Below are 24005 nucleotides of genomic sequence, written 5' to 3'. Positions count from 1 at the left end.
ATGTGGGTTACATGAATGGGCAGAAGGGACAGGGGATCATACCCCCGTTGGAGCGTCTGGACCTGTCGCTATCCTGTCGCAACCATGCTGCGACCGCACAATTCCGTGCCGTATGCGACCGGAGCCCAGACCAGCATCGGCGCTGCCCATGACAGCCATGGGACGCCCTGAAACGCCGCGGGGCCGCCCCACTGTCGTGGCCGGCCCCGCGGTACCACACACCTGGATCAGCCCTTGGCCGGCAGCGCCTCGGGCAGTGCATCGACCGGCGGCGGCAGCTCGCTTTCGCGGCCATCCAGCGCCAGCTGCAGGCGGTTGCGGTCCAGCGCGCCTTCCCAGCGCGAGACCACCACGGTGGCCACGGCATTGCCGATGAAGTTGGTGAGCGAGCGGCATTCGCTCATGAAGCGGTCCACGCCCAGGATCAGCGCCATGCCGGCCACCGGCACTTCCGGCACCACCGCCAGGGTGGCGGCCAGGGTGATGAAGCCGGCACCGGTGACGCCGGCCGCGCCCTTGGAGCTGAGCATGGCGACCAGCAGCAGGGCGATCTGGTGGCCCAGGGTCAGTTCGGTATTGGTGGCCTGGGCGATGAACAGCGCCGCCAGGGTCATGTAGATGTTGGTACCGTCCAGGTTGAACGAGTAACCGGTCGGCACCACCAGGCCCACCACCGACTTGCTGCAGCCGGCGCGTTCCATCTTCTCCATCAGCGACGGCAGCGCCGACTCCGAGGAGGAGGTGCCCAGCACAAGCAGCAGTTCGGCCTTCAGGTAACGGGCCAGCTTGAACACCGAGAATCCGCACAGGCGGCAGACCAGGCCCAGGATCACCGCCACGAACAGGAACGCGGTGAGGTAGAACGAGCCCACCAGCCAGGCCAGGTTGATCAGCGAACCGACGCCGTACTTGCCGATGGTGAAGGCGATCGCACCAAAGGCGCCGATCGGGGCCGCCTTCATCAGGATGTGCACCAGCTTGAACACCGGGGCGACCAGCGCCTCCAGGAAGTTGAGCACCGGCTTGCCCTTCTCGCCCACCATCGCCAGCGCGATGCCGAACAGCACGGCCACGAACAGCACCTGCAGGATGTTGCCGTCGACGAAGGCGCTGAGCAGCGTCTTCGGGATGATGTCCATCAGGAACCCGACCAGGGTCAGGTCGTGCGACTTCTCGACGTAGCTGTGCACCGCGGTCTGGTCCAGCTCGGCCGGGTTGATGTTCATGCCGGCGCCGGGCTGCACCACGTGCGCCACGATCATGCCGACGATCAGCGCCAGCGTGGAGAAGAACAGGAAGTACGCCATCGCCTTGGCGAACACCCGGCCCACCGTGCGCAGGTGGGTCATGCTGGCGATGCCGGTGACGATGGTGAGGAAGATCACCGGCGCGATGATCATCTTCACCAGGTTGATGAAGGCATCACCCAGCGGCTTCATCTTTTCGCCGATCAGCGGTTCGTAATGGCCGAGGATGGCGCCCAGGACGATCGCCACGATCACCTGGAAGTACAGCTGGCGATAGATCGGCAACGGCTTTGCAGGCGCCGGGGCTGCGGTCGGGATGTGCATGGCGGACTCCGGAAGGGGCGTTTTCAGGCACGTACGGCCCCGGGACTGCACGGGAACCGTTACCGTGGAAACTGATCGCAGCGCCTGCACGGCACGCGCAACGCTGAGACCAATGGACGCCTTTGTACGCGCCGGGCACGCCAGCGCAGATAACCTATTGGTACTAGCCCCCCGGTTCAGGTGGCACGGGTGCCTACACTGGCGCCGCACCGCCCGATCCCGGGGAGCCTGGTGGCCCGGGCTGAACCGCTGGGCATGTCTTTGCGAAAGTTCCGGCCCTCGCGGCCGTTGATGTCCTGTCCACCTGCAATCCGAGAGAGCCGCACCCAACATGCGCCCGAATCCCACCCTGCTGGCCCTGTCGCTGGCCGCCCTTCCCGCCTTCGCCTCCGCTGCCGACTTCGACAACTGGCCGACCAAGTACACCTTCGGCGATGGCACCGAGCTGGCGGCCACCGCCAACATCGCCTACGACTACAACGACTTCTCCTCGGCCAGTGGCCTGGAAGACGACGATGCCGTGCGCCGCAAGGAATTCGGCGCGACGCTGAAAAAGAAGGGCGTCTACGACGCGATGGTGTACTACGACTTCCAGGCCGACACCTGGCTGGACGTGTTCGTGCGCTTCGAAAGCAAGGCCTTGTTCGGCCGTGACGTCGGCCGCTTCCGCTTCGGCTACATGAAGACCCCGGTTGGCCTGGATGCGAACACCTCCTCGCGTGCCGGCAGCTTCCTGGAGACCTCGCTGCCGGTGCAGGCCTTCTATGAAGGCCGCCGTACCGGTGTGGAGTGGGTGCTGGAACGGCCGCAGTACCTGCTGCAGGCCGGCGCCTATGGTGGCAAGGACCTGCAGGGCGACAATCCCGGCACGACCCAGGCCGTGCGTGCGGTGTGGACGCCGGTCAAGGCACCGGGTGATGTGATCCACCTGGGCCTGGCCTACTCGCAGGAAAACCCGCGTGGCTACAGCGATGGCCGCGACGTGCACCATGAGGCCAGCGCGCGCCTGCGTGCGCGCCCGGAAGCCGGCCTGACCGACATCCGCTACGTCGACTCCGGCGCGCTGGTCACCGCCGACCAGATCCGCCGCACCGGCCTGGAAGGCATCTGGATCCGTGGCCCGTTCTCGCTGCAGGCCGAAGCGCTGCGCGCCACGGTCACCCGCCATGACGGCAAGCCGGACTACACCGGCAGCGGCCAGTACGCGATGGCCAGCTGGGTGCTGACCGGCGAGTCGCGCCCGTACAACGCTGGCGCGGTGGCCAACATCAAGCCGGCGCACAACTACGGCGCGGTCGAACTGCTGGCCCGATACAGCCGTCTCGACCTGGACGATGGCAGCATCCTCGGCGGCCGCCAGCACGACCTGACGCTGGGCGCGAACTGGTACCTGACCAGCCACTTCAAGTTCCAGGCCAACTACGTGAAGGTCGACGCCAGCCGTCGTGGCGTGCACAGCACGCCGGAGATCTTCGAACTGCGCGCGCAGATGCACTTCTGACCCCTTCCACGTCAGACCCCGGCGGGCGTGCACGCCACGCCCGCCGGCCCTGCGTAGACTGCCGCCATGTACTGGCTCAGACGCCACCGGATGCTGCTGCTGACCCTGCTGGTGATGGTCGGTGGCACCCTGCTGTGCGCGATTGCAGCCGGCCACTATGCGTGGCGCCAGGCGCTGGCCAGTGAAAGCGCCCAGGTGCAGCGCCAGCTGCAGCTGTATGGCCAGGGCCTGCAACAGCGCATCGACCGTTTCGGCACCCTGCCGCAGGTGCTCGCGCTGGATCCGGACCTGCTGCAGGCGCTGCGCGTGCCCCCTTCCCCCGCCGAACGGCAGCGGCTGAACCTCAAGCTGCAGCGCGCCAACGAAGTCACCCGCACGTCCACACTGACCCTGGTCGGCCACGACGGCGTGGCGGTGGCCGCCAGCAACTGGGACCAGCCGACCAGCAACGTTGGCGAGAACTACAGCTACCGGCCCTATTACCGCCAGGCCCTGGCCCAGGGCCGTGGACGCTTCTACGGCATCGGCATGACCACCGGCGTGCCCGGCTACTACCTGTCCCAGGCGATCGAGGAAGGCGGCAAGCGGCTCGGGGTGGTGGTGATCAAGGTCGAACTGTCCGCACTGGAGCAGGAATGGTTGAGCAGTCCGGACGTGGTGCTGGCCAGCGACGACCACGACGTGGTCTTCCTCGCCAACCGTGACAACTGGCGCTACCGGCTGCTGCGCCCGCTCGGGGACATCGAGCGCCGCGAAATGCTCGACAGCCGCCAGTACGCCGATCGATCACTGCAACCGCTGCGCGCGCGCACCGAAGACCTGCTGGCCGACGGCGGACGCATGGTGCGGCTGCTGGACCCGGCGCTGGCGCAGCCCATGCTGTGGCAGACCCTGCCGCTGCCCGTCGAAGGCTGGAACCTGCACCTGCTGCACGATGCAGGGGCGGCCAGCGGTGCAGGACGCGATGCCGCGCTGGCCGGCGGCGCAGCCTGGCTTGCGCTGGGCTTCCTGACGCTGTTCGTGCAGCAGCGACGGCGCCTGGCCAAGCATCGCCTGCGCAGCCGCCGCGAGCTGGAAACCCTGCTCAAGCAACATGCACAGGAACTGCGCACCGCGCAGGACGGCCTGCTGCAGGCGGCCACCGAGGCCGACAGCGGCCTCAGCCGCAGCCTCGAACACCTGCCGCAGGGCGTGGTGGTGATCGACCGGGAACTGCGCCTGGTCGCGTGGAACTCGCGCTATCTGGAACTGTTCCGGTTCCCGCCGGAGCTGGTGCGGGTCGGCCGCCCGATCGAGGAACTGTTCCGCTTCAACGCCCGTCGCGGCCTGCTCGGCCCCGGCCCGGTGGACGAAGCCATCGAGCGCCGCCTGAATCACCTGCGCAGCGGCCGCCCACACATGCGCGAGAGCGAAAAAGACGACGGCACGGTGCTGGAAATCCGTGGCAACCCGCTGCCCGACGGCGGCTTCGTCACCAGCTATGCCGACATCACCAGCTACAAGAACGCCGCGCGTGAACTGCGCTCGCTGGCCGATGCGCTGGAACACCGCATCGCCGAGCGCACCCGCGACCTGGACGAAGCTCGCCGCGAGGCCGAGCAGGCCAACCGCTACAAGACGCGATTCGTCGCCTCGGCCGTGCACGACCTGCTGCAGCCGCTCAATGCAGCGCGCATGTTCGTCTCGGTACTGCGCGGCAAGCTGGGCGACCCGGCGCAGCAGCAGACCGCCGACCATATCGACGCTGCGTTGGCCGCGCAGGATGCGATCCTCAACAGCCTGCTGGATATCTCGCGCCTGGAATCAGGATCGCTGCAGGTCCGCGTGCGCGCGTTCGCGATTTCACCGCTGCTGGAAACCCTGGCACGCGAGTTCGGTATCGCTGCTCAGAGCCGCGGCCTGCAACTGGACTGGGTGGACACCCGCGCGGTGGTGGTCAGCGATGAAGCGCTGCTGCGCCGCATCCTGCAGAACTTCCTCTCCAACGCGCTGCGCTACACGCCACGTGGGCGCGTGCTGATCGGCTGCCGTCGCGCAGGCGACCAGCTGCGCATCGAAGTGCACGACCAAGGGCCCGGCATTCCGGAAAGCCTGCAGGGAGAGATCTTCGAAGAGTTCCGTCGCCTGAATGATGGCGTGGAACAGGAACGTGGCGCCGGCCTGGGCCTGGCCATCGTCGAACGCATCGGCCGCCTGCTCGGCCACCGCATCAGCCTGCGCTCGACCCTGGGTAGGGGCAGCGTGTTCGCCGTGAGCGTGGCACTCGGGCGCGCCGACGATCTGGTGGCAACCACCGCAGCGCCGGTCGTGGCGAGCGAACCCGCCGACGACAGCCCGCTGCGCCAATGCCGGGTGTGGAGCATCGACGACGATCCCCACGTCTGTGCAGCGACCCGCGCGTTGCTGGAACGCTGGGGTTGCCAGGTGGAGCTCGCCGACGGCCCGCAGGGCGCCCTGGAAATCGCCAGCGCCTTGAACGTGCCGCAGTTGCTGCTGCTGGACGTGCGCATGGGGCAATGGCACGGGCCGGACCTGTATGAAGCGCTGTGCACGCTGTGGAAGGCACGGCCGCCGGTGATCCTGGTGACCGCCGAGCGTGATGAGGCCCTGAAGGCGCATGCCGCCGAACACGGCTGGGGCTTCCTGCACAAGCCCGTGCGACCGCCCGCGTTGCGGGCCCTGATGACGCAGTTGCTGTTGCGGCATCGGGGATAGGACGACTCCGCCGCGCGCGCCGCCGTGCCACGGCGCGAGAGGCGGTGCCCTTCGCAGATTCCCTACCGAACCCCAGACGTCTTCGCACACCATCTCTGGGTGGGAAGGAACGGAATGCCCCGCGTCGATAGGCAGGCAAGGGGAGATTCCGAGCAGAGAAAGGGCAGTCTCCTGACTGACCAGCGCCACCGAGGAACGGAAGATTCCCGCATTCGGCTGATCGACAGACCGTACTGGCGAGAGCCACAGCCTACGGCCGAGGATTCCGCATGCCCTGCCCTTACCCATCCATCGCGCTCCTCCGAGGCCGCCATCAGATCACAGCGCTGCTCTTCTGCCTGTGCTGCGCGGGATGCATCGCTGACAGACCTTCAGCGCCCGACATCAAACGCCTGTCAGAGGAGGCGGCATCCAGCTCCGAGGTGCAGGACCTGACCCGCCACTATCGGTCAGCACTTGAACGTGCGATGGCTCAGGAAGGTGTACTTGAAGGTTTTTCATGCGGCCTGAGCATCTGCATCGGTCTCGTCCGGAGCGGAAGCCTCGCCGGTCATGAAACTTGGAGCCGCAGGTTTGCGTTGGATGCGGCCGCCCCCACCTACAGCTACGCTGACGCGTCTGAGGATTCCAGGATGGGATACGAGAACAGATTCATCTTTTCGACCGATCCGGCACTGCGCGCGATCAGCGGCAACTGACACGCCGCATTCCGTTTTCGCCCCGGCGCCGTTCATTCAACCACTCCGAAGGTTCCGGACACCACTGCGGGGCCGTGCGGCCCACCTGGGTCAGCCGTCCATCCCTGCCCGCGCGTCGCCTTCCGGTTCCAGCGCCTTCACCAGCACCGCCGCCTGCGTGCGGCTATGGCATTCGAGTTTCTTCAGGATGGCAGTGACGTGCACCTTCACCGTGTTCTCGGCCAGGCCCAGCTCGTAGGCGATCTGCTTGTTGAGCAGGCCATCGGCCAGGCACAGCAGCACGCGGAACTGCTGCGGGGTCAGCTGGGCCAGGCGGCTGGCCAGCAACGCGTCGGCCTCCGATCGCTCGGCGGCCATCGCCGGGAACCACAGGCCGCCGTCGAGCACTGCCTGCACGGCCTCGCCGATGGTTTCGGCCGGGGCCGACTTCGGGATGAAACCGGCCGCGCCGAACTGCTGGGCGCGGCGGATCACCCGCGGGTGGTCGTTGGACGAGAGGATCACCACCGGGATATCCGGATGCGAGCCACGCACGTGCAGCAGCGCGGAAAAGCCATGGGCGCCAGGCATGGTCAGGTCGAGCAGCACCAGGTCCACGTCCGGCTGTGCGTCGAGCGCCTCGGCCAACGCATCGGCACTGGCCACCTCGCGCACCTGCGCCAGCGGCAGGCTCTGCCGCAGTGACTGCACCACCGCCGAACGCAGCAGCGGGTGGTCATCGGCGATCAGGATGGTGTATTCGCTCATGCCGCCATTGTACGGGCAGGTCGCCGCGTCAGCGCCCGGCCGGCTCGACGCTGCTGCGCCAGGCATCGAGGAACTGGCGGCGCTTGAGCGCATCCAGGTACACCAGCAGGCCTGGGCCCAGCTGGATCGGGCGGCGGCTGCGCCCAGGCGCATGGTCGCCACGCGCATTACCGGTCACGATCGGCATCAGGCGCGCTTCCCGCGACAGCACCTGCTGGCCACGCGGCGACAGCAGGTAGTCGAGGAAACGCCGCGCCTCCTCCGGATGCGGGCCGGTACGCGGAATCACCGCGGTGCGCAGCACCACCAGCGTGTAGTCCTCGGGTTCGATGATGCCCAGGGGCGCGCCTGCGTCGATGCGGGCCTGTGCGTAGGAGCCAAGCACGTTGTAGGCCAGCGACAGCTGGCCGCTGGCCACCCTGTCCAGCAGCACGCCGGTGCGCTCCTCGCGCACCACATCGTTGTCGCCGAGTGCGCCCAGCAGCGCACCGGCAATGCTGCCGCGCTGCGCATCCTGTGTCGCCAGCAGGTAGCCGACACTGCTGCGCTCGATGTCATAGGTGCCGACCTTGCCGCGCAGCGGTGCGCCCTCGGCGCGCAGCCGGTCGAGCAGCTGGCGGCGCGTGTGCGGTACCTGCGCCGCAGGCAGCGCGCGGGTGTTGTACACCATCACCACCGGCTCATAGCTGATCCCGAACGCCTCGCTGCGCCACTGCGCCCAGGCCGGCAACGCGGCGGTCTGCGCCGAGCGGTGCGGCAGCGCGTGGCCATCGTTGACCAGCTTGGTCTGCAGGTCCATGCCGCTGGAGATCAGCAGGTCCGGCGAGGCCGGTCCCGTACGGTCGTGCAGGTACCGCGCGTACAGGTCCTGGGTGATGATGTCCTCGTACACCACCTCGGTCCCGGGGTGCAGGCGCTGGTAGTCGGCGATGACCACTGCGAACACTTCGATATCGGTCGTACCGTGGATGCGCAGCTGCGCGGTGGTCCTTGCCTGTGCCGGGAAGCGGCGCACCTCACCCGGCGCGGCCAGCACCGGCAGGGCCAGCAGCAGGGCAACGGCGATGGCGAACAGGCGGATCATGCGCGGCTCCGGGGCAGGCGGATGGTGGCGATCAGTCCACCCTGCGGGCGGTTGCTGAGGTCGATGCGGCCGCCATGGCTGTCGACCACGCGCTTGACGATGGCCAGGCCAAGCCCGGCACCGCCGGACGGCGCGCCCTCGCCACGCGCGAAGCGCTCGAACACGCGCTCGGCATCAGCCGCGGCGATGCCAGCGCCATGGTCGGCGATGGTCAGCACGGCCTGCCCGCCCTCGACGGTCAACGCGATCTGCAACGGGCCGTCACCGCCATACTTCAGTGCGTTGTCCACCAGGTTCTTGATCGCCTCGCGCAGCAGCAGCGCATCACCGTGCACCTGCACCGGCTCGGCGGTCATCGCCAACTGCACGCGCGGTGCCGGGCCAGCCTGCGGCAGTGCTTCATGCAACGCCTGGTGCACTGTCTCGGCCAGGTCCACCGCCGCAAAGCGCTGCAGGTGCGAACGATGGATCACGCTGGCATCGCTGAGCAGCTGGTTGAGCAGGCGGCTCATGTGCGTGGCGTTGCGCTCGATCGCCTGCAGGCTGCGCCGCATGTCCTCTGGATCATCGTCATCCAGCGCCAGCTGCGCCTGCGCGCGCAGCGCGGCCAGCGGCGTGCGCATCTGGTGTGCGGCCTCGGCCATGAAGGCGCGCAGTGTCTCGTTGCTGCTGGACAGGCGTTCCATGAAGCGGTTCAACGCGGCCACCATCTGGTCCATCTCGCGCGGCACGCGGGCGTCCAGCGGCTTCAGGTCGGAGGGCTCGCGGCGCGATAGCTCGCGCTCCACCCGCACCAGCGGCCGGAATGCGCGATGCACGCCGAACGCCACCAGTGCCAGCAGCAGCCCGGACAGCACGCCGATCGCCAGCAACGCGCGGTTGACCATGTCCTGCGCGACGGCTTCACGCGCGCGCCGGGTCTGGCCGACCTGCACCTGTACCTCGCCCTGCGCCGAGGCTGCGGCGAAGCTGCGGCCGACCACCACGAAGCGCACGGTTTCACCGCTGTAAGCTGCATCGAACAGCTGCGGCTGCGTACCGGGCCGGCGCGGCGGCGCCGGCAGGTCGCCGTAGCCGGTGATCAGCGTGCCGCGGCTGTCGGCGACCCGATAGAACACGCGGTCTTCCGGGGCCATTGCCAGCAGGTCCAACGCTGCGTACGGCAGGTCGACCTGCCAGTGGCCATCGACCAGGGCCACCGAATCGGCGATGGACAGTGCCGAGGACACCAGCAGGTGATCGTAGGATCGGTTGGCGGCACGCTGGCCATAATCGCGTGCGGCAAACAGCAGCGCCACCGCGAACACGGCCAGCAGCGCGCCGAGGTAGAGCAGCAGGGTACGCCGCAACGACCCCGGCGCAACGTTGGCGGCGCGCGTGTCAGCCGTCTGCATCGGCAACGCCATCACTGGCTTCCAGCAGATACCCCACGCCGCGCACGGTGGTAATGCGCAGCGGCGCGCCTGCCAGCTTCCTGCGCAGCCGCCCCACATACAGCTCGATCGCATTCGGTCCGGCCTCGTCGTCGAAGCCGAACAGGCCGTTGCCGATCTCGTCCTTGCCCACCACCTGGCCGAGGCGCCCCACCAGGATCTCCAGCAGGCGGTACTCGCGGTTGGGCAGTTCGATCGGCTCACCGTCGAGGCTGACCCGGTGCGCCGCATTGTCGAACTGGAAGCCGCCGATCTGCACCACTTCGCTGGCCTGGCCACGCGCGCGCCGCAGCAGCACGCGGCAGCGCGCTTCGAACTCGCGGAAATCGAAGGGCTTTCCCAGGTAGTCGTCGGCGCCGACATCCAGCGCCTGCACGCGATCCTCGATGCCGTCACGCGCGGTCAGCATCAGCACCGGCGTGCTGTCGCCACGCTCGCGCATGCCGGCCAGCACGCGCAGGCCGTCGAGCTTGGGCAGGCCGATATCCAGCACCACCAGGTCGAAGTTCTGGTAGCGCAGCACGCTGGCCGCGGCCAGTCCGTCGGCCTGCCAGTCCACCGCGTGCCCACTGCGGCGCATCCGGCGGATGATCGCATCGGCCAGGTCCGGATTGTCTTCGACCAGCAGCAGGCGCATGGGCACAGGTGTGGGAGGGGAAACGAATGCTACCGCATGCCGGCATCGCGCTTGCCGGGCGTGGCCCAGTGAGCGCAGCGGCCGGTTTTACGCTGCACCGCACAAACCGTTGACAGGACGATGACAGCTTGCCCGACCCAGACTGCGGCCGCGCACCGTCCGGTGCCCACGATTGCCGCGCGCCTGGCGCGCACCTGGGAGGGTTTGTGGAATTCACGTTTGCCTGGCGGCGTCCTGTCGCCATGATGGCGCTGGCTGCCCTGTCGGCGCCGGCCTTCGCTGCCGAAGACGACCGTCCGGTCACCGCCACCCTCGGTGGCCGCCTGCACCTGGACTTTGCCAGCTTCGACAACGACAACCGCGGTACCCCGAACAAGGACGACACCGAGATCCGCCGTGCCTGGGTCGATGTGTCGGGCAAGTTCTTCGTGGTCGACTACAAGCTGGAAGCCGACTTCTCCGGCGACCGCGTCGAGGCCAAGGACGTGTACCTGGCCCGCAGCTTCGGCAAGGCTGGCAAGCTGACCGTGGGCCAGTTCAAGCAGTACTTCTCGCTGGATGACCGTACCAGTTCCAACTACGGCACCTTCCTGGAGCGCGGCAACGCCGGCACCACGCTGGCACCGCTGTACCGCCTGGGTGCCTCGTGGCAGGCCAACCCCGGCGACTTCACCTGGGCAGCCAGCGTCTACAGCCTGGAGAGCATCGACGCCTGGCAGGTGAAGGGCCGTGCGGCCGGTGGCCGCGTCACCTGGTCGCCCTCGCCCAGCGACGGGGACGTACTGCACCTGGGCCTGTCGCTGGCCCGCGAGGCGTATGACAACCCCGGCGCCAACGGCGTGCCCGGCCTGCGCATCCGTCCGCGCCCGGCCGGGCACCTGTCCGACGAGAGCCGCCTGACCCTGGTCGACTTCTCCGCCGGCCGCGATACCGACGTCAACAAGTGGTCGCTGGAATACGCGCAGGTGCGCGGCCCGCTGTCGTGGCAGGGCGAGTTCAGCGGCGCCACCTTCGATGACGGCGCCCAGCGCGGCGACGTGATGGCCGCCTACGGCATGCTCAGCTGGTTCGTCACCGGCGAAAGCCGCGCCTATGACCGCAAGACCGGCCGCTTCGCGCGGGTGAAGGACATCCGCCACAAGGCCGGGGCCTTCGAAGTGGCGCTGCGCTACGACCAGATGTGGGGCGCACAGCACCTCGACGGCGCGCCGGACCTGCGCCGTGGCAGCACTGAGGCGTGGACGCTGGGTGGCAACTGGTACCTGCGCGACAACCTGCGCTTCATGCTCAACGTGATCGAAAGCCGCAACCGCGACCGCCTGGCCGGGGTCACGGTGGACCGCACGCGCGCGGTCACCGGCCGCCTGCAGTACGACTTCTAGGCCTGACATTCCGGGCGCGCGGCGCCCGGCCCCTTCCACTCCCCACGTCCTGTTTTCGCAAGGAGTCCGCAGATGATGCTGAGCATCCTCGGCTTTGGCATGGTCATTACGTTCATGTACTTGATCATGAGCAAGCGCCTGTCGCCGCTCGTCGCCCTGATCACCATTCCCATCCTGTTCGCGCTGATCGGTGGCTTCGGTGCCGGCATCGACGAGATGATGCTGGAGGGCATCAAGAAGATCGCGCCGACCGGCGTGATGCTGATGTTCGCCATCCTCTACTTCGGGGTGATGATCGACGCTGGCCTGTTCGATCCCCTGGTGCGGGTGATCCTGCGCTTCGTCAAGGGCGACCCGATGAAGATCGTGCTTGGCACCGCGGTGCTGGCGATGCTGATCTCGCTCGATGGCGACGGTTCGACCACCTACATGATCACCGTCTCGGCGATGCTGCCGCTGTACCAGCGGCTGGGCATGAACGCACTGAACATGACCTGCGTGACCATCCTCGCCGGCGGCGTGATGAACCTGACCCCGTGGGGCGGCCCGACCGCACGCGCGGCCACCGCGCTGCACGTGGACCCGGCCGATGTGTTCGTGCCGCTGATCCCGTCGATGGTGATCGCCTGTGCCGGCGTACTGCTGCTGGCCTGGTACCTGGGTCTGAAGGAACGTCGTCGCCTCGGCGTGGTGACCCTGCCCAAGGGCGGCAGCTGGATGGACAACAGCGTGTCCGATGACAGCAATCCGCTGCCGACCGTGGAAGACGCCGAAGACATCAAGCGCCCGAAGCTGCTGTGGGTCAACCTGGCGCTGACCGTGGCGCTGATGACCGCGCTGATCATCGGCGTGCTGCCGATGCCGGTGCTGTTCATGGTCGGCTTTGCCATCGCACTGGTGATCAACTACCCGAACCTGGCCGAGCAGCGTCGCCGCGTGGTCAACCATGCCGGCAACGTGCTGTCGGTGGTGTCGCTGATCTTCGCCGCAGGCATCTTCACCGGCATCCTCAACAACACCGGCATGGTCGAAGCGATGTCGCACAGCTTCCTGGCGGTGATTCCGGAATCGTGGGGCCCGTACCTGGCGGTGATCACCGCGGTGGCGTCGATGCCGTTCACCTTCTTCATGTCCAACGACGCGTTCTACTTCGGCGTGCTGCCGATCCTGTCCGAGGCCGCCGGCAACTACGGCATCACCCCGGTGGAAATGGCGCGCGCCTCGCTGGCCGGCCAGCCGGTGCACCTGCTCAGCCCGCTGGTGCCGTCCACCTACCTGCTGGTGGGCCTGGCCAAGGTCGAATTCGCCGACCACCAGAAGTTCACCCTGAAGTGGGCCATCGCCATCTCGATGCTGCTGATGATCGGCAGCCTGCTGTTCGGCCTGTATCCCCTCGCCGCCTGACCCTTTGCCAAGGAGCCTTCTGCAATGACGCTTCGAATCGCTTACGTCACCAGTGGAATGGGCAGTGTCGGCACTGCCATCTGCCAGAGCCTGGCCCGCAGCGGCCACACCGTGGTTGCCGGCTGCGCGCCGAACTCGCCGCGCAAGGCCAACTGGCTGCGCGAGCAGCGCGAACAGGGCTTCGACTTCATCGCCTCCGAAGGCAACGCGACCGACTGGGCCTCGACCAGCGCGGCGTTCGCCAAGGTCCGCGCCGAAGTCGGTGAGGTCGATGTACTGGTCAACAACTCCGGCGGCAGCCGCGACCTGCTGTTCCGGCAGATGACGGTGGAGGACTGGAACGCGGTGATCGCCTCCAACCTCAATGCGCTGTTCAACCTGACCAAGCAGGTAGTCGACGGCATGGCCACGCGCGGCTGGGGCCGCATCATCAACATCGGCTCGGTCAGCGCCCACAAGGGCCAGATCGGCCAGGTGAACTACGCCACCGCCAAGGCCGCGATGCATGGCTTCAGCCGTGCGCTGGCCGCCGAAGTGGCTTCGCGCGGCGTCACCGTCAACACGCTGTCGCCTGGCTACATCGCCAGCCAGGCGATCAGCAGCTTCCCGCCGGATGTACTGGACCGGCTGGCAGCCTCGGTGCCGGTACGCCGCCTGGGTCGCCCCGAAGAAGTGGCCGGCCTGTGCGCGTGGCTGGCCTCGGATGAAGCCTCGTACGTGACCGGCGCCGACTATCCGGTCAACGGTGGCCTGTACATGGGGTGAGCCCTCCTCCAGGCAGCGCGTGGACCGCCTCCCCCACGGAGTGCGCGGGGCCGGTGAACCTTCGCTTGCGAAGGGAATCCGGCCCCTTTTTCATCCGGCTGCCGGACCTGCGCGGGGGCCCTGCACCGTTCGTTGGTTTTCCGTAAAGAAGGTTTCATGTTCCGTTCGCATAGTGGCCCTGCACCGCGCACGCGTGCCGGTGATCACTCCCCATGCAACGGACAACCATGCAGACCCGACACCTGACGATCGCCGTAGCGATCGCGCTCTCCGCCGCTGCCAGCGCCCATGCCGCCACCACCGCCGATACCGGCGCCAGCACCGATGCCGCGCTGAGCGCGCAGACGCTGGATACCGTCTCTGTGATCGGCCAGGGCGAGACCCGCCAGGTGCAGCGCATCACTGCCGTGGACAAGCAGGTGCTGCCGCCGGGCACCAGTGGCCAGAAGATCCTCGACCGCCTGCCGGGCGTGTCGGTGCAGTCCAACGATGCCTTCGGTGCCAACGAGGAATCGCAGACCATCAGCCTGCGTGGCTTCGACAAGAGCCGCCTCGGCTACACGCTGGACGGCATCCCGCTGGGCGACAACAGCTACGGCAACTACAACGGGCTGAGCATCGCCCGCGCGGTCATCGCCGAGAACCTGGCCGGCGCCGAACTGTCGCAGGGCATCGGTTCGCTGGGCGTGGCCTCGACCAGTAACCTCGGCGGCACCATCCAGTATTTCTCGATGGACCCGTCCACCGAGTTCGGTGGCCGCGCCAGCGTCACCGTCGGCGACAACAACCAGCGCCGTGGCTACCTGCGCGTGGACACCGGCGACCTCAACGGCTTCTCGGCCTACGTGTCCGGCGTGCACCAGGACCAGGACATGTGGGCCGCGCCGTACCAGAACCAGACCACCCGCCAGTTCAATGCCAAGGCAGTGTGGAATGTCGGCGACCACCGTTTCGGTGCGTTCGTGGCGACCTCGCGCGCCAGCCAGGCCAACTACGCCTACCTGTCCAAGGACATGCTGGCCCGCGGACTGGGCTATGACTGGAACATCTACGCACCGGACTGGGATCGCGCCGTCGCCGCCGCGTACTGCGCGCCGGGCACCTACAACAAGGCGCGCTGCAAGTTCAGCGGCGGCGTCAACAGCATCGACGATGCGTACTACCAGAGCCGTGCGCTGCGTGACGACAACCTGTACTCGATCGATGCCGACCTGCGCCTGGGCGAGCAGGGTCGCCTGAAGCTGCTGGCCTACCACCACGACAACCGTGGCCAGGGCCACTGGTGGGCGCCGGGCCAGCCGTCCTACCCGGGCACCGACAGGATGCTGCCGATCTCGATCCGCAGCACCAACTACACGATCAACCGCGATGGCCTGACGGCCGCGCTGTCGTGGACGGTGGGCATCCACGAGCTGGAAGCCGGCCTGTGGTACGAGCAGAACGACCATAACGTGTCGCGCAACTTCTACTACATCAGCGGCCCGTTCCTGGACGACCTGTACCTGAAGAACCCCGACCGCCTGCTGTTCAACCAGGACTTCGACATCCGCACGCGCCAGTTCTACGTGCAGGACCGCATGCGCTTCCTGGACCAGCGCCTGACCGTGGACGTGGGCATCAAGAGCCCCAACACCCGCATGCGCGCCACCGCGCAGCCCGGTGTCGAGACCCGCATCGCCTCGGGCACGCTGACCGCCAAGGAATCGGTGCTGCCGCAGGTGGGCGTGGGTTTCAAGCTCAACGCCAACAATGAGCTGTTCGCCTCCTACGCCGAGAACATCGCCGCCTTCGTTGGCGGTGGCAGCGGCGGTCCGCTGCAGGTGTCGCCGGAATCGTTCGCGGCCAGCGCCGGGCTGGAGCCGGAGAAGTCCAAGAGCCTGGAAGCCGGCTTCCGTACCTTCGGCGAGAAGTACCAGGCGTCGATCGCCGCATACAACGTCACGTTCGACAACCGCCTGCTGTCGCTGAACCCGTGCTCGAGCATCGAGGTCGGCACGCGCCCGGAGTGCGTGACGCGCTTCATCAACGTCGGTTCGGTGAAGAGCCATGGCGCGGAACTGACCTTCATCCTCAAGCCGATCGATGGCCTGCAGTGGTACAACGCGCTGTCCTGGAACAAGACCACCTACGAGGACGACTATCTGTCCGGCGGTGCGGTGGTGCCGGTGGCCGGCAAGATCACCGTGGACACGCCGCAGCGCATGGCCTCCAGCGAGATCAGCTGGAACCGCGATGGCTTCTTCGCCAGCCTGCGTGCCAAGTACACCGGCAAGCGCTACTACACCTACACCAACGACCAGTCGGTGCCGGGCGTGACCACCTTCGACGCCGGTGCCGGCTACGACTTCGGCCCCGGGCTGGGCCTGCGCAACGTGCGGGTGTCGTTGAACGCGACCAATCTGACCAACAAGCGCTACGCGGGCCAGCTGAGCTCGTTCGCACCGACCGACCCGAACGGCACGCGCTATGCGATCCACGCGAGCGCACCGCGGCAACTGTTCATGACGGTGGCGGCGGAGTTCTAAGTCGAAAGCGTTGCTCCGCGGCGTCTTGATTATCATCGCGGGGCAGAGCCGGATGGGCCGGCGCAGGACACGCCGTAAACCCATCCATGGGGGCTCGATGGCGCCATCCATGGCGCCAACGGTCCTGCGCCGGCCCATCCGACCCTGCTCGACGGCTTCCCGCGCCACGGTGCGGAAGGCAAGGAAGAGCAAAAGCAAAGAGCCGGGCATTGCCCGGCTCTTTGCTTTTCAAGCGCAATCCCTTCGGCGCGGTGATGTGCTGCCGCCCGCGCGGGAAACTGTCTGGCGGCGGTGGGGCACCCTGGCCAGGACCGTGAGGCGCATGGATGCGCCGATCGAGCCCCCATGGATGGGTTTACGGCGTGTCCTGGCCAGGGTGCCCCACCGCCGCCCAGCGATATCCATCGAGGCGCCAGCGCATCATCCCGCCAACGCATTTCATTCCGGCGCCAGCTGGTCCATCCGTATGCGGTTGGCAAACAGCGAGAACGCCAGCATCCCGGCCAGGCCGTTTGCCCGGCTCACCCAGTGCGGCAGCCAGCGCGGCGGCTTCAACACCCCCGCCTCGAACAACGGCGCGAACGCGATCGCATCGGCCAGGCTCATCTTGCCGGCGAACAACCAGCGGCAGACCTGCAGGCGATCCTCGGCCAGCATGTGGCGGAAGAAGGTATGCACCGACACCAGCCCGCGCAGGTACACCGTATCCTTGGTGAACGCCAGGCCGCCGCTGGGCGGCACCCCGCGGAACACGCGCTGTGCCGAGGCGAAACTCTCCTCCGGGTTCTGCCCGGCATCGCAGAAGTAGCGGAACACTTCGATGAAGTCGGCGCCTTCGCGTGCCATCGCGATCGCTTCGGTGCGCAGGCTGATCCGCTTCAGGCGCTCGATGTCGATGCTGCCGGTGATCTGCTCGGCGAACGTGGCCAGCCCTTCCTGGGTCGCCGTCACCCGTGGCGAGGACAACGCCAGGCTCGGCAGTACCGGCTGGCCGCGGCCATTCAATGCGGTCAGCGAGTGCACCAGCGCTTCATGGTGGAACAGCTGCGCGCGGTCGTAGGCGCTGAAGCGCGCGCTGGTGCGCAGGCGGATGCGGGTCGGGCCGGCGGCGGCCTTGGAAACGAGTTCCGGGTCCAGCTGCACCTGGATGATGCGCGATTCGAAGAACGCATCCAGATCGTTCTGCAGCTGCAGTTGCAGGGCAATGGCCGAGACCGGCACCTGCTCTTCGGGCGCCAGCAGCTCGTGGTCCAGTTCGGCGGCGATCTGGATGAAGTGGCGCGCCGCGTCGCGCGTACTCGGGCCATTGCCCGGCAGCGGCTGCTCGGGGGCACCGAACAGCTGCACCGAACAGGTATCGACAGCGGCAGTGCCCAGCCCTTCCAGCAGCTGCGCGGCCAGGTCCCAGCTCTGCGCCGACTGCTGCACATAGTGGCCCAGCGGGTGGCTGTCATCGCAGTCGGCAGCGATCGCGGCCAGCGCACGGCGCTCTTCGCTGAAGTCGAGCCGGGGGTAATCCACTTTCGGCAGCACCGGCTGGCCGCGCGCCACGCTGTCCAGAAACGGTGCCTGCACCGTGGCCGGCCAGCTGGTCAGCCCCAGCAGGCGGATGCCGCCCACGGCCTCGACCAGGCGCGCATCGAGCGCTGCATGGTGGGCCACCTCACGGTCCAGCGTCGCGGTCGGTTCCATGCGCGGACTATAACGCCCTGCCCGCGCGTTGGTAGGTGCCAACCGTGGTTGGCACCCACCCGAAGCAGGCAGACGCAGATTCATTGCAGGGGTCAGAACCCATTACGGTGCAATGGGATCCGACCCCGCGACACCGATCAACGCCGGCGCGGTTTGCCTGCCGGGCGGAACTGCTGGCCCTTGCCCTTCCTGCCGCCGCGCTCCTGCGCGGTTTCGGCCTGGCGTACCGCCAGCTTGGCGGCAGCGGCCGCCACTTCTTCCTTCAGCTTGAAGTAGTTCAGCAGCCGGCTCTCTTCGATCTCGCCGGCCTCGATCGCCGCCCGTACCGCACAGCCCGGTTCCTGGTGATGCGAGCAGTCGCGGAACCGGCACTGCTCGGCCAGCGCTTCAATATCGGCGAAGCCCCCTTCGGACAGCGTCTCTTCGCCGGTCGGCTTCAGCTCGCGCATGCCCGGCGTATCGATCAGGCAGGCGCCGGTCGGCAGCGGCATCAGCGCACGGTGCGTGGTGGTGTGGCGACCGCGCGAATCATTGGCACGCACCGCATTGGTCTTCATGCGCTGCTCGCCGAGCAGGGTGTTGGTCAACGTGGATTTGCCGGCACCGGAGGAACCGACCAGCACCACGGTGCGGCCCGGGCCCAGCCATGGCTGCAGCACCGCCACGCTGTCGGCATCCAGCCCGTTGATCGCATGCAGCGCGATGCCCTGCATTTCCAGCTCTTCCAGCACCGCCAGCGCATCCTCGCTGTACTCGGTCTGGTCAGCCTTGGTCAGCACCACCACCGGTTCGGCACCGCCACCGCCGACCAGCAGCAGGTAGCGCTCGATGCGGCGCGGATTGAAGTCGGCATCCAGGCCGCAGACGATGAACACCGTATCGATGTTGGCCGCGATCACCTGCTGGTGGTAGTGCTCGCCGGCGGCGCCACGCTTGATCGCGGTACGGCGCGGCAGCAGCGCAACGATGCGGATGCCGTCGAGCAGCACCCAGTCGCCCACTGCAGGCCGCTCGTGGCTGGGGAAGCGTGGGCGCTGCCATTCCGGCAGCGATTCGGCCTTGATCGACGCATCCGGGCCATCGGCCACCACGTAGTGGGTGCGGTGCTGTTCGATCACCCGGGCCGGGCGGGCCTGCGGGTGCGTGGCCATCACGGCCTGCCAGTCGGCCTGCTGCGCCGGGCCCGGCCAGGGCCAACCGATGGTCTGCAGGGCGATGAAATCGGGGGTCTGGGTCATCGCCGCCATTCTACCTGTGCCAGCCCCCTGCCAGCCCAGCAATGACAAGCCCGGAGCCCTTGCCATGCGCTGCAGCAATTCCGGTAGGATGGAAACCCCACGCCACTGACGGCCCAGCCCCATGTCCACCCCCTCGCCCAAGCCCCTGGCCATCCGCGAGCGCCTTTCCGAAGTGCGCTACGAAATCCGCGGAGAACTGGCGCGGCGAGCCCGGGAGCTGGAAGCGCAGGGCCGCAAGCTGATCAAGCTCAACATCGGCAACCCGGGCAACTTCGGTTTCCGTGCGCCCGAACACCTGCAGCGCGCGATCGCCGATGACATGGGCCGCACCGACCCGTACACCCACCAGCAGGGCCTGCCGGTGGCGCGCGAAGCCATCGCCGCGTACTACGCCCGCCGTGGCGCGCCGGATGCGCATCCTGACCGTGTGTTCGTCGGCAACGGCGTCAGTGAACTGATCGACCTGTCGCTGCGCGCCCTGCTCAACCCGGGCGACGAAGTGCTGGTGCCCTCACCCGACTACCCGCTGTGGTCGGCCTCGACCATCCTCAACGATGGCCGCCCGGTCTACTACCGCTGCGCCGCCGAGAACGGCTTCCAGCCGGACCCGAGCGAGATCGAGACGCTGGTGTCCTCGCGCACCCGCGCCATCGTGCTGATCAACCCGAACAACCCCAGCGGCGCCAGCTACCCGCGCGAACTGCTGGAGCGCGTGGTCGAGATCGCGCGCCGCCACAACCTGCTGCTGCTGGTCGATGAGATCTACGACCAGATCCTGTACGACGATGCGGTGTTCCAGCCGGTCGCGCCGCTGGCCGGCGACCATCCGTGCCTGACCTTCAGTGGCCTGAGCAAGGTGCACCGCGCCTGTGGCTGGCGCGTGGGCTGGGCCCACCTCAGTGGCGATGATGCGCGCCTGGGCGATTTCCGCGCTGCACTGGACCTGCTGGGCGCACTGCGCCTGTGCGCCAACGTGCCGGGCCAGTACGCCATCGAGGCCGCAGTGAACGGCCCGGACACCATCTCCGAACTGTGCACCCCGGGCGGGCGGCTGTATGAAACGCGCCGCGCCGTGATCGAGGCCTGCGCAGCCAGCGAACACCTGTCGCTGGTCGCGCCGGCCGGTGCGCTGTACGCATTCCCGGCCGTGGTCGGTGCCGCCGCCAAGGGCTTCGACGACCACAATTTCGCACTGGACCTGATGAACAACGAAGGCGTGCTGGTGGTGCCGGGTTCCAGCTTCAATGTGCCGTACCGCCATCATTTCCGCGTGACCCTGCTGCCGGAAGCGTCGGTGATGCGCGATGTGTTTGCCCGCATCGACCGCGTGCTGGCCCGCCGTGCCGAGGACGCGACCAAGGTCGTGCCGCTGAAGCCGCGCCGCTCGGTGGCCTGAGCCGTGGCGCTGTCCTACCTGGCGCTGGGCGACTCGTACACCATCGGTGAAGCGGTTGCGGTCGAAGGCCGCTGGCCGCACCAGCTGGCCGCCGCACTGCGTGCGCAGGATGTGGCGCTGGCGGACCCGCAGACCATCGCCACCACCGGCTGGACCACCGACGAGCTGGACGCCGGCATCGATGCGGCCGCGCCGCAGGGCCCGTTCGATTTCGTCAGCCTGCTGATCGGCGTCAACAACCAGTACCGCGGCCGCCCGCTTGACGAGTACCGCGTGCAGTTCCAGCCCCTGCTGCAGCGGGCGATCGGCTTGGCCGGTGGTCGTCCCGGGCGCGTGCTGGTGCTGTCCTTCCCCGATTGGGGCGCAACCCCGTTCGGTATCGGCAGCGGCCGTGACCTGGCCGCGATCGAGATCGAGACCGACGAATTCAACGCGGCCGCCGAAGTGATCTGCACCCAGCAGGGCGTGGCCTTCGTCGACATCACCGACATCAGCCGTGACCAGGGAGGCAATCCGGCGATGATCGCCGACGATGGCCTGCACCCGTCGGCCCGGATGTACGCACTGTGGAGCGCTCGCGCACTGCCGGTCGCCGCGCACCTGCTTGGCGGAACGGACTGAGGCGATGGACGGCACGCCACGGAACGGCTCGCCCCTGCCCTGCACTCCCCTGGCCGCACCGCAGGCCCGTGCGATCGCCGAGGCATTCCGCCCCGCGCACGCCTGGGCCAGCCGCCGCGACTACTACTACACCCGCAGCAAGCTGGGCAGCGACCCGCTGTATGACGGCGTGCTGCAGCACCTGCCTGGCGACGGGCAACCGGTGCTGGACCTGGGCTGCGGGCTGGGCCTGTTCGCCCACGTGCTGCGCCAGCGCGGCGGCTCCCAGCCCTACCTGGGCGTGGACGTGGACGCCGGCAAGATTGCCCGTGCGCAGCGTGCCGCCGCCGGCCTGCCCGCTGTGCGTTTCGACTGCCTGGACGTGCAGGCACCGCTGCCTGCGCAGGCCGGGCACGTGCTGCTGCTGGATGTGCTGCAGTACCTGGATGCGGGCCCACAGCAGGCGCTGCTGCGCGCGGCCAGTGCCCGGGTCGCCCGCGGTGGTCGCCTGCTGCTGCGCACGCCGCTGGCCACCGGCGATGGCCGCGACCGCACCACGCGGGTGGCGGACCGGCTGGCTTGGCTGGTCGGCTGGATGGGCACGCGACCGCGCCATTACCCCGACCCGCAGGTGCTGCAGGCGACACTGGCCGAGGCCGGATTGACGGTGACGGCACCGCGCGCCCTGCACGGGCGCACGCCGTTCAACAGCTGGTTGCTGGTGGCCGAACGCACCGCGTCGTAGCGCCGAGCGCAGCATGTGGCGGCGCTGCACTACAGGATGATCGCCAACCCTTGCAGCGCCGAGCCCATGCTCGGCTGCTCTATATCACCAGGCTGGCGTTACGGGACCGGCAGCCGCGCCTTCAGCCCACGCTCGTCCAGCACCTGCAGCACGCGCTCGATGATCGCCAGGTTGTGGCCGTGGGCGGCGCCCTCATGCAACAGCACGATGGCGCCCGGCCGCAGGTCCGGCAACAGCCGTGACAGCACGCCCTCCGGCGTGCAGCCGACACCGTCGTAGCCACGGGCGCTCCAGCCCACGCGCACCAGTCCCAGCGCCTTCAGCACCGGCGCCACGAACGGATTGGTCATGCCGACCACCGAGCGGTACCAGCGCACCGGGCGACCACCCACCGCCTGCAGCGCATGCTGGCAGCCCTCGATCTCGGCACGCATCGCTGCCGGGCCCAGCCGCCAGAAGCGCGCCTGTGGATGACTGTGGCTGTGGTTGCCCAGGTCGTGGCCGCGGCGCAGGATCTCCTGCACCAGTTCCGGCTGCGCCAGCGCGCGCTCGCCCACCAGGAAGAAGGTGGCGCGGGCCTGGTGCTGGTCCAGCAGGTCGAGCACGGCGCGGGTTTCCGGGCCGGGACCGTCATCGATGGTCAACCAGACGCTGTTGCCGGCCTCCGGCAACCGGCTCAGCACCGGCGCGTAGAAGCGGCTGTTGGGCAGGAACACCGGCACCAGGAACAGTGCGTGGCTGGCCACCATCACGGGCAGCCCCCAGCGCCAGCCGGCCAGGGCCCAGACCAGGATCACCGCCAGCTGCGACGCTACCAGCCAGGGCAGCCAGCGCCAGGGCCGGGTCGGGATGCGATGCAATGTTCCTGCGTTGCTCATCCCCCATGATGCCATGAGGGGTAGAATTGATGATTCGAATTCCCGGAACCCCGACGTCCATGTCCCTCGATCCCGCCCTGCGTTCGCGCATCGAATCCATCCTCAACGCCAACCGCGTCGTGCTGTTCATGAAGGGCCAGCCGTCGATGCCGCAGTGTGGTTTCTCGGCCAAGGCCGTGGGCGCCCTGCAGGACCTCGGCGTCGAGTTCGCCCACGTCAACGTGCTGGCCGACCAGGAAATCCGTGAAGGCATCAAGGCCTATGGCGACTGGCCGACCATCCCGCAGCTGTACATCGACGGCGAACTGGTCGGTGGCAGCGACATCGTGCTGCAGATGGCCGCCAGCGGCGAGCTGAGCAGCGTGCTCGGCTTGGCCGCTCCGGATCGCACCCCGCCGAGCATCACCGTCACCCCGGCCGCCGTGGAAATGCTCAAGGGCGCGCTGGCCGATGCCCCGGGCGCTGCGCTGCAGCTGACCATCGACGCGCGCTTCCAGCCGAACTTCCAGCTGGCCCCGCACGACGAAGGCGCCATTGCCGCCGAGTCCAACGGCCTGCGCGTGCAGTTCGACCTGGCCAGCGCCCGTCGCGCCAACGGCATCACCATCGACTGGGTGGACGACATCCGCGGCAAGGGTCTGGCCATCGACAACCCGAATGCGCCCAAGCCGGTGCAGGAAATCAGCGTGCGCGATGCCGACGACCTGGTGCGCGCCGGCACCATCACCCTGGTGGACGTGCGCCCGGCCGATGAGCGCGAGATCGCTGCCGTGGGCGTGCCGTTCAAGACCTTCGACGGCAACGGCCGCGCCGCGCTGGAGGCCCTGCCCAAGGACACCGCGCTGGCCTTCCTGTGCCACCACGGTGGCCGTAGCGCGCAGGCCGCCGAGCAGTTCCGCGCCCTGGGCTTCACCAAGGTGTTCAACGTCACCGGCGGCATCAACGCCTGGTCGGAAGACGTCGACAACGGCGTGCCGAAGTACTGATTGAAGGC

The 24005-nt window shown here is 68.1% G+C and carries 19 protein-coding genes; 11 read left to right on the top strand and 8 right to left on the bottom strand.

Annotation, left to right across the window (positions count from 1 at the left end; all coding sequences use genetic code 11):
* Positions 1-227: 227 nt before the first annotated feature.
* Complete coding sequence (locus AC5P9C_RS12880) at positions 228-1571, bottom strand: dicarboxylate/amino acid:cation symporter (RefSeq protein ID WP_006468434.1); 1344 nt, start codon at positions 1569-1571, stop codon at positions 228-230.
* Between the two features lie 331 nt (positions 1572-1902).
* Here AC5P9C_RS12880 and AC5P9C_RS12875 point away from each other — a divergent pair, with 331 nt between their 5' ends.
* The 3 genes from AC5P9C_RS12875 (at position 1903) to AC5P9C_RS12865 (ending at position 6485) form a co-directional block, all read left to right on the top strand.
* A complete protein-coding gene (locus AC5P9C_RS12875) occupies positions 1903-3072 on the top strand; it encodes an OprO/OprP family phosphate-selective porin (RefSeq protein ID WP_049469977.1) in 1170 nt (389 codons plus the stop codon).
* Between the two features lie 66 nt (positions 3073-3138).
* Positions 3139-5787 (top strand): hybrid sensor histidine kinase/response regulator, encoded by a 2649-nt coding sequence (locus tag AC5P9C_RS12870; protein ID WP_343541146.1) that lies wholly within the window; start codon positions 3139-3141, stop codon positions 5785-5787.
* A 269-nt stretch (positions 5788-6056) separates the two neighbouring features.
* Positions 6057-6485, top strand: a complete 429-nt coding sequence (locus tag AC5P9C_RS12865; protein WP_401738426.1) for a hypothetical protein — start codon at positions 6057-6059, stop codon at positions 6483-6485.
* 90 nt (positions 6486-6575) lie between these two features.
* On the opposite strand, the gene AC5P9C_RS12860 is transcribed toward AC5P9C_RS12865, so the two are convergent.
* Genes AC5P9C_RS12860 through AC5P9C_RS12845 form a run of 4 tightly spaced genes read right to left on the bottom strand, consistent with a single transcriptional unit; the run spans position 6576 to position 10386 of the window.
* Positions 6576-7232: a response regulator gene (locus AC5P9C_RS12860; protein WP_049469997.1), complete on the bottom strand. Its 657-nt coding sequence runs from the start codon at positions 7230-7232 to the stop codon at positions 6576-6578.
* A gap of 28 nt (positions 7233-7260) precedes the next feature.
* The gene (locus AC5P9C_RS12855; RefSeq protein WP_049469986.1) at positions 7261-8316 is read right to left on the bottom strand and encodes an ABC transporter substrate-binding protein; all 1056 of its coding nucleotides are present in this window, start codon (positions 8314-8316) and stop codon (positions 7261-7263) included.
* Positions 8313-9722, bottom strand: a complete 1410-nt coding sequence (locus tag AC5P9C_RS12850; protein ID WP_049469987.1) for a sensor histidine kinase — start codon at positions 9720-9722, stop codon at positions 8313-8315. The genes AC5P9C_RS12855 and AC5P9C_RS12850 overlap by 4 nt, the downstream gene beginning before the upstream one ends.
* Positions 9697-10386 carry a response regulator transcription factor gene (locus AC5P9C_RS12845; RefSeq protein WP_049469990.1) on the bottom strand — a complete coding sequence of 230 codons (690 nt, stop codon included), beginning with the start codon at positions 10384-10386 and terminating at the stop codon, positions 9697-9699. The genes AC5P9C_RS12850 and AC5P9C_RS12845 overlap by 26 nt, the downstream gene beginning before the upstream one ends.
* A 242-nt stretch (positions 10387-10628) precedes the next feature.
* Between AC5P9C_RS12845 and AC5P9C_RS12840 the strand changes: the two genes are divergently transcribed.
* From AC5P9C_RS12840 to AC5P9C_RS12825, 4 genes are all read left to right on the top strand, one after another.
* The gene (locus AC5P9C_RS12840; RefSeq protein WP_049469991.1) at positions 10629-11768 is read left to right on the top strand and encodes an OprO/OprP family phosphate-selective porin; all 1140 of its coding nucleotides are present in this window, start codon (positions 10629-10631) and stop codon (positions 11766-11768) included.
* A 75-nt stretch (positions 11769-11843) separates the two neighbouring features.
* Positions 11844-13172: a CitMHS family transporter gene (locus AC5P9C_RS12835; RefSeq protein WP_005419191.1), complete on the top strand. Its 1329-nt coding sequence runs from the start codon at positions 11844-11846 to the stop codon at positions 13170-13172.
* 24 nt (positions 13173-13196) lie between these two features.
* A complete protein-coding gene (gene phbB / locus AC5P9C_RS12830; RefSeq protein WP_005419193.1) occupies positions 13197-13937 on the top strand; it encodes an acetoacetyl-CoA reductase in 741 nt (246 codons plus the stop codon).
* 227 nt (positions 13938-14164) lie between these two features.
* On the top strand, positions 14165-16462 hold the full coding sequence (locus AC5P9C_RS12825; protein WP_343541832.1) for a TonB-dependent receptor: 2298 nt from the start codon (positions 14165-14167) through the stop codon (positions 16460-16462).
* Positions 16463-16900: 438 nt separating this feature from the next.
* Here AC5P9C_RS12825 and AC5P9C_RS12820 read toward each other — a convergent pair whose 3' ends face one another.
* Positions 16901-18154, bottom strand: coding sequence for a flavohemoglobin expression-modulating QEGLA motif protein (locus AC5P9C_RS12820; RefSeq protein WP_049469072.1), 1254 nt, complete (start codon positions 18152-18154; stop codon positions 16901-16903).
* A gap of 137 nt (positions 18155-18291) precedes the next feature.
* Positions 18292-19401, bottom strand: coding sequence for a ribosome small subunit-dependent GTPase A (rsgA, locus tag AC5P9C_RS12815; protein ID WP_049469074.1), 1110 nt, complete (start codon positions 19399-19401; stop codon positions 18292-18294).
* A 112-nt stretch (positions 19402-19513) separates the two neighbouring features.
* Between rsgA and AC5P9C_RS12810 the strand changes: the two genes are divergently transcribed.
* From AC5P9C_RS12810 to AC5P9C_RS12800, 3 genes are read left to right on the top strand one after another with little or no spacing between them, the layout of a single operon-like run.
* Positions 19514-20788 carry a pyridoxal phosphate-dependent aminotransferase gene (locus AC5P9C_RS12810; RefSeq protein ID WP_049469076.1) on the top strand — a complete coding sequence of 425 codons (1275 nt, stop codon included), beginning with the start codon at positions 19514-19516 and terminating at the stop codon, positions 20786-20788.
* Between the two features lie 3 nt (positions 20789-20791).
* On the top strand, positions 20792-21409 hold the full coding sequence (locus AC5P9C_RS12805; RefSeq protein WP_343541828.1) for an SGNH/GDSL hydrolase family protein: 618 nt from the start codon (positions 20792-20794) through the stop codon (positions 21407-21409).
* Positions 21410-21413: 4 nt separating this feature from the next.
* On the top strand, positions 21414-22133 hold the full coding sequence (locus AC5P9C_RS12800) for a class I SAM-dependent methyltransferase (RefSeq protein WP_057494596.1): 720 nt from the start codon (positions 21414-21416) through the stop codon (positions 22131-22133).
* A gap of 98 nt (positions 22134-22231) precedes the next feature.
* Here AC5P9C_RS12800 and AC5P9C_RS12795 read toward each other — a convergent pair whose 3' ends face one another.
* Positions 22232-23011 carry a polysaccharide deacetylase family protein gene (locus tag AC5P9C_RS12795; protein ID WP_343541826.1) on the bottom strand — a complete coding sequence of 260 codons (780 nt, stop codon included), beginning with the start codon at positions 23009-23011 and terminating at the stop codon, positions 22232-22234.
* A 59-nt stretch (positions 23012-23070) separates the two neighbouring features.
* Between AC5P9C_RS12795 and grxD the strand changes: the two genes are divergently transcribed.
* The gene (gene grxD / locus AC5P9C_RS12790) at positions 23071-23997 is read left to right on the top strand and encodes a Grx4 family monothiol glutaredoxin (RefSeq protein WP_057494598.1); all 927 of its coding nucleotides are present in this window, start codon (positions 23071-23073) and stop codon (positions 23995-23997) included.
* Positions 23998-24005: the final 8 nt, after the last annotated feature.

Source organism: Stenotrophomonas sp. YJH_SMC_10, from assembly GCF_059371555.1.
The sequence above is the reverse complement of the archived record's forward strand: the minus strand, read 5'-3'. Positions and strand labels throughout refer to the sequence as shown.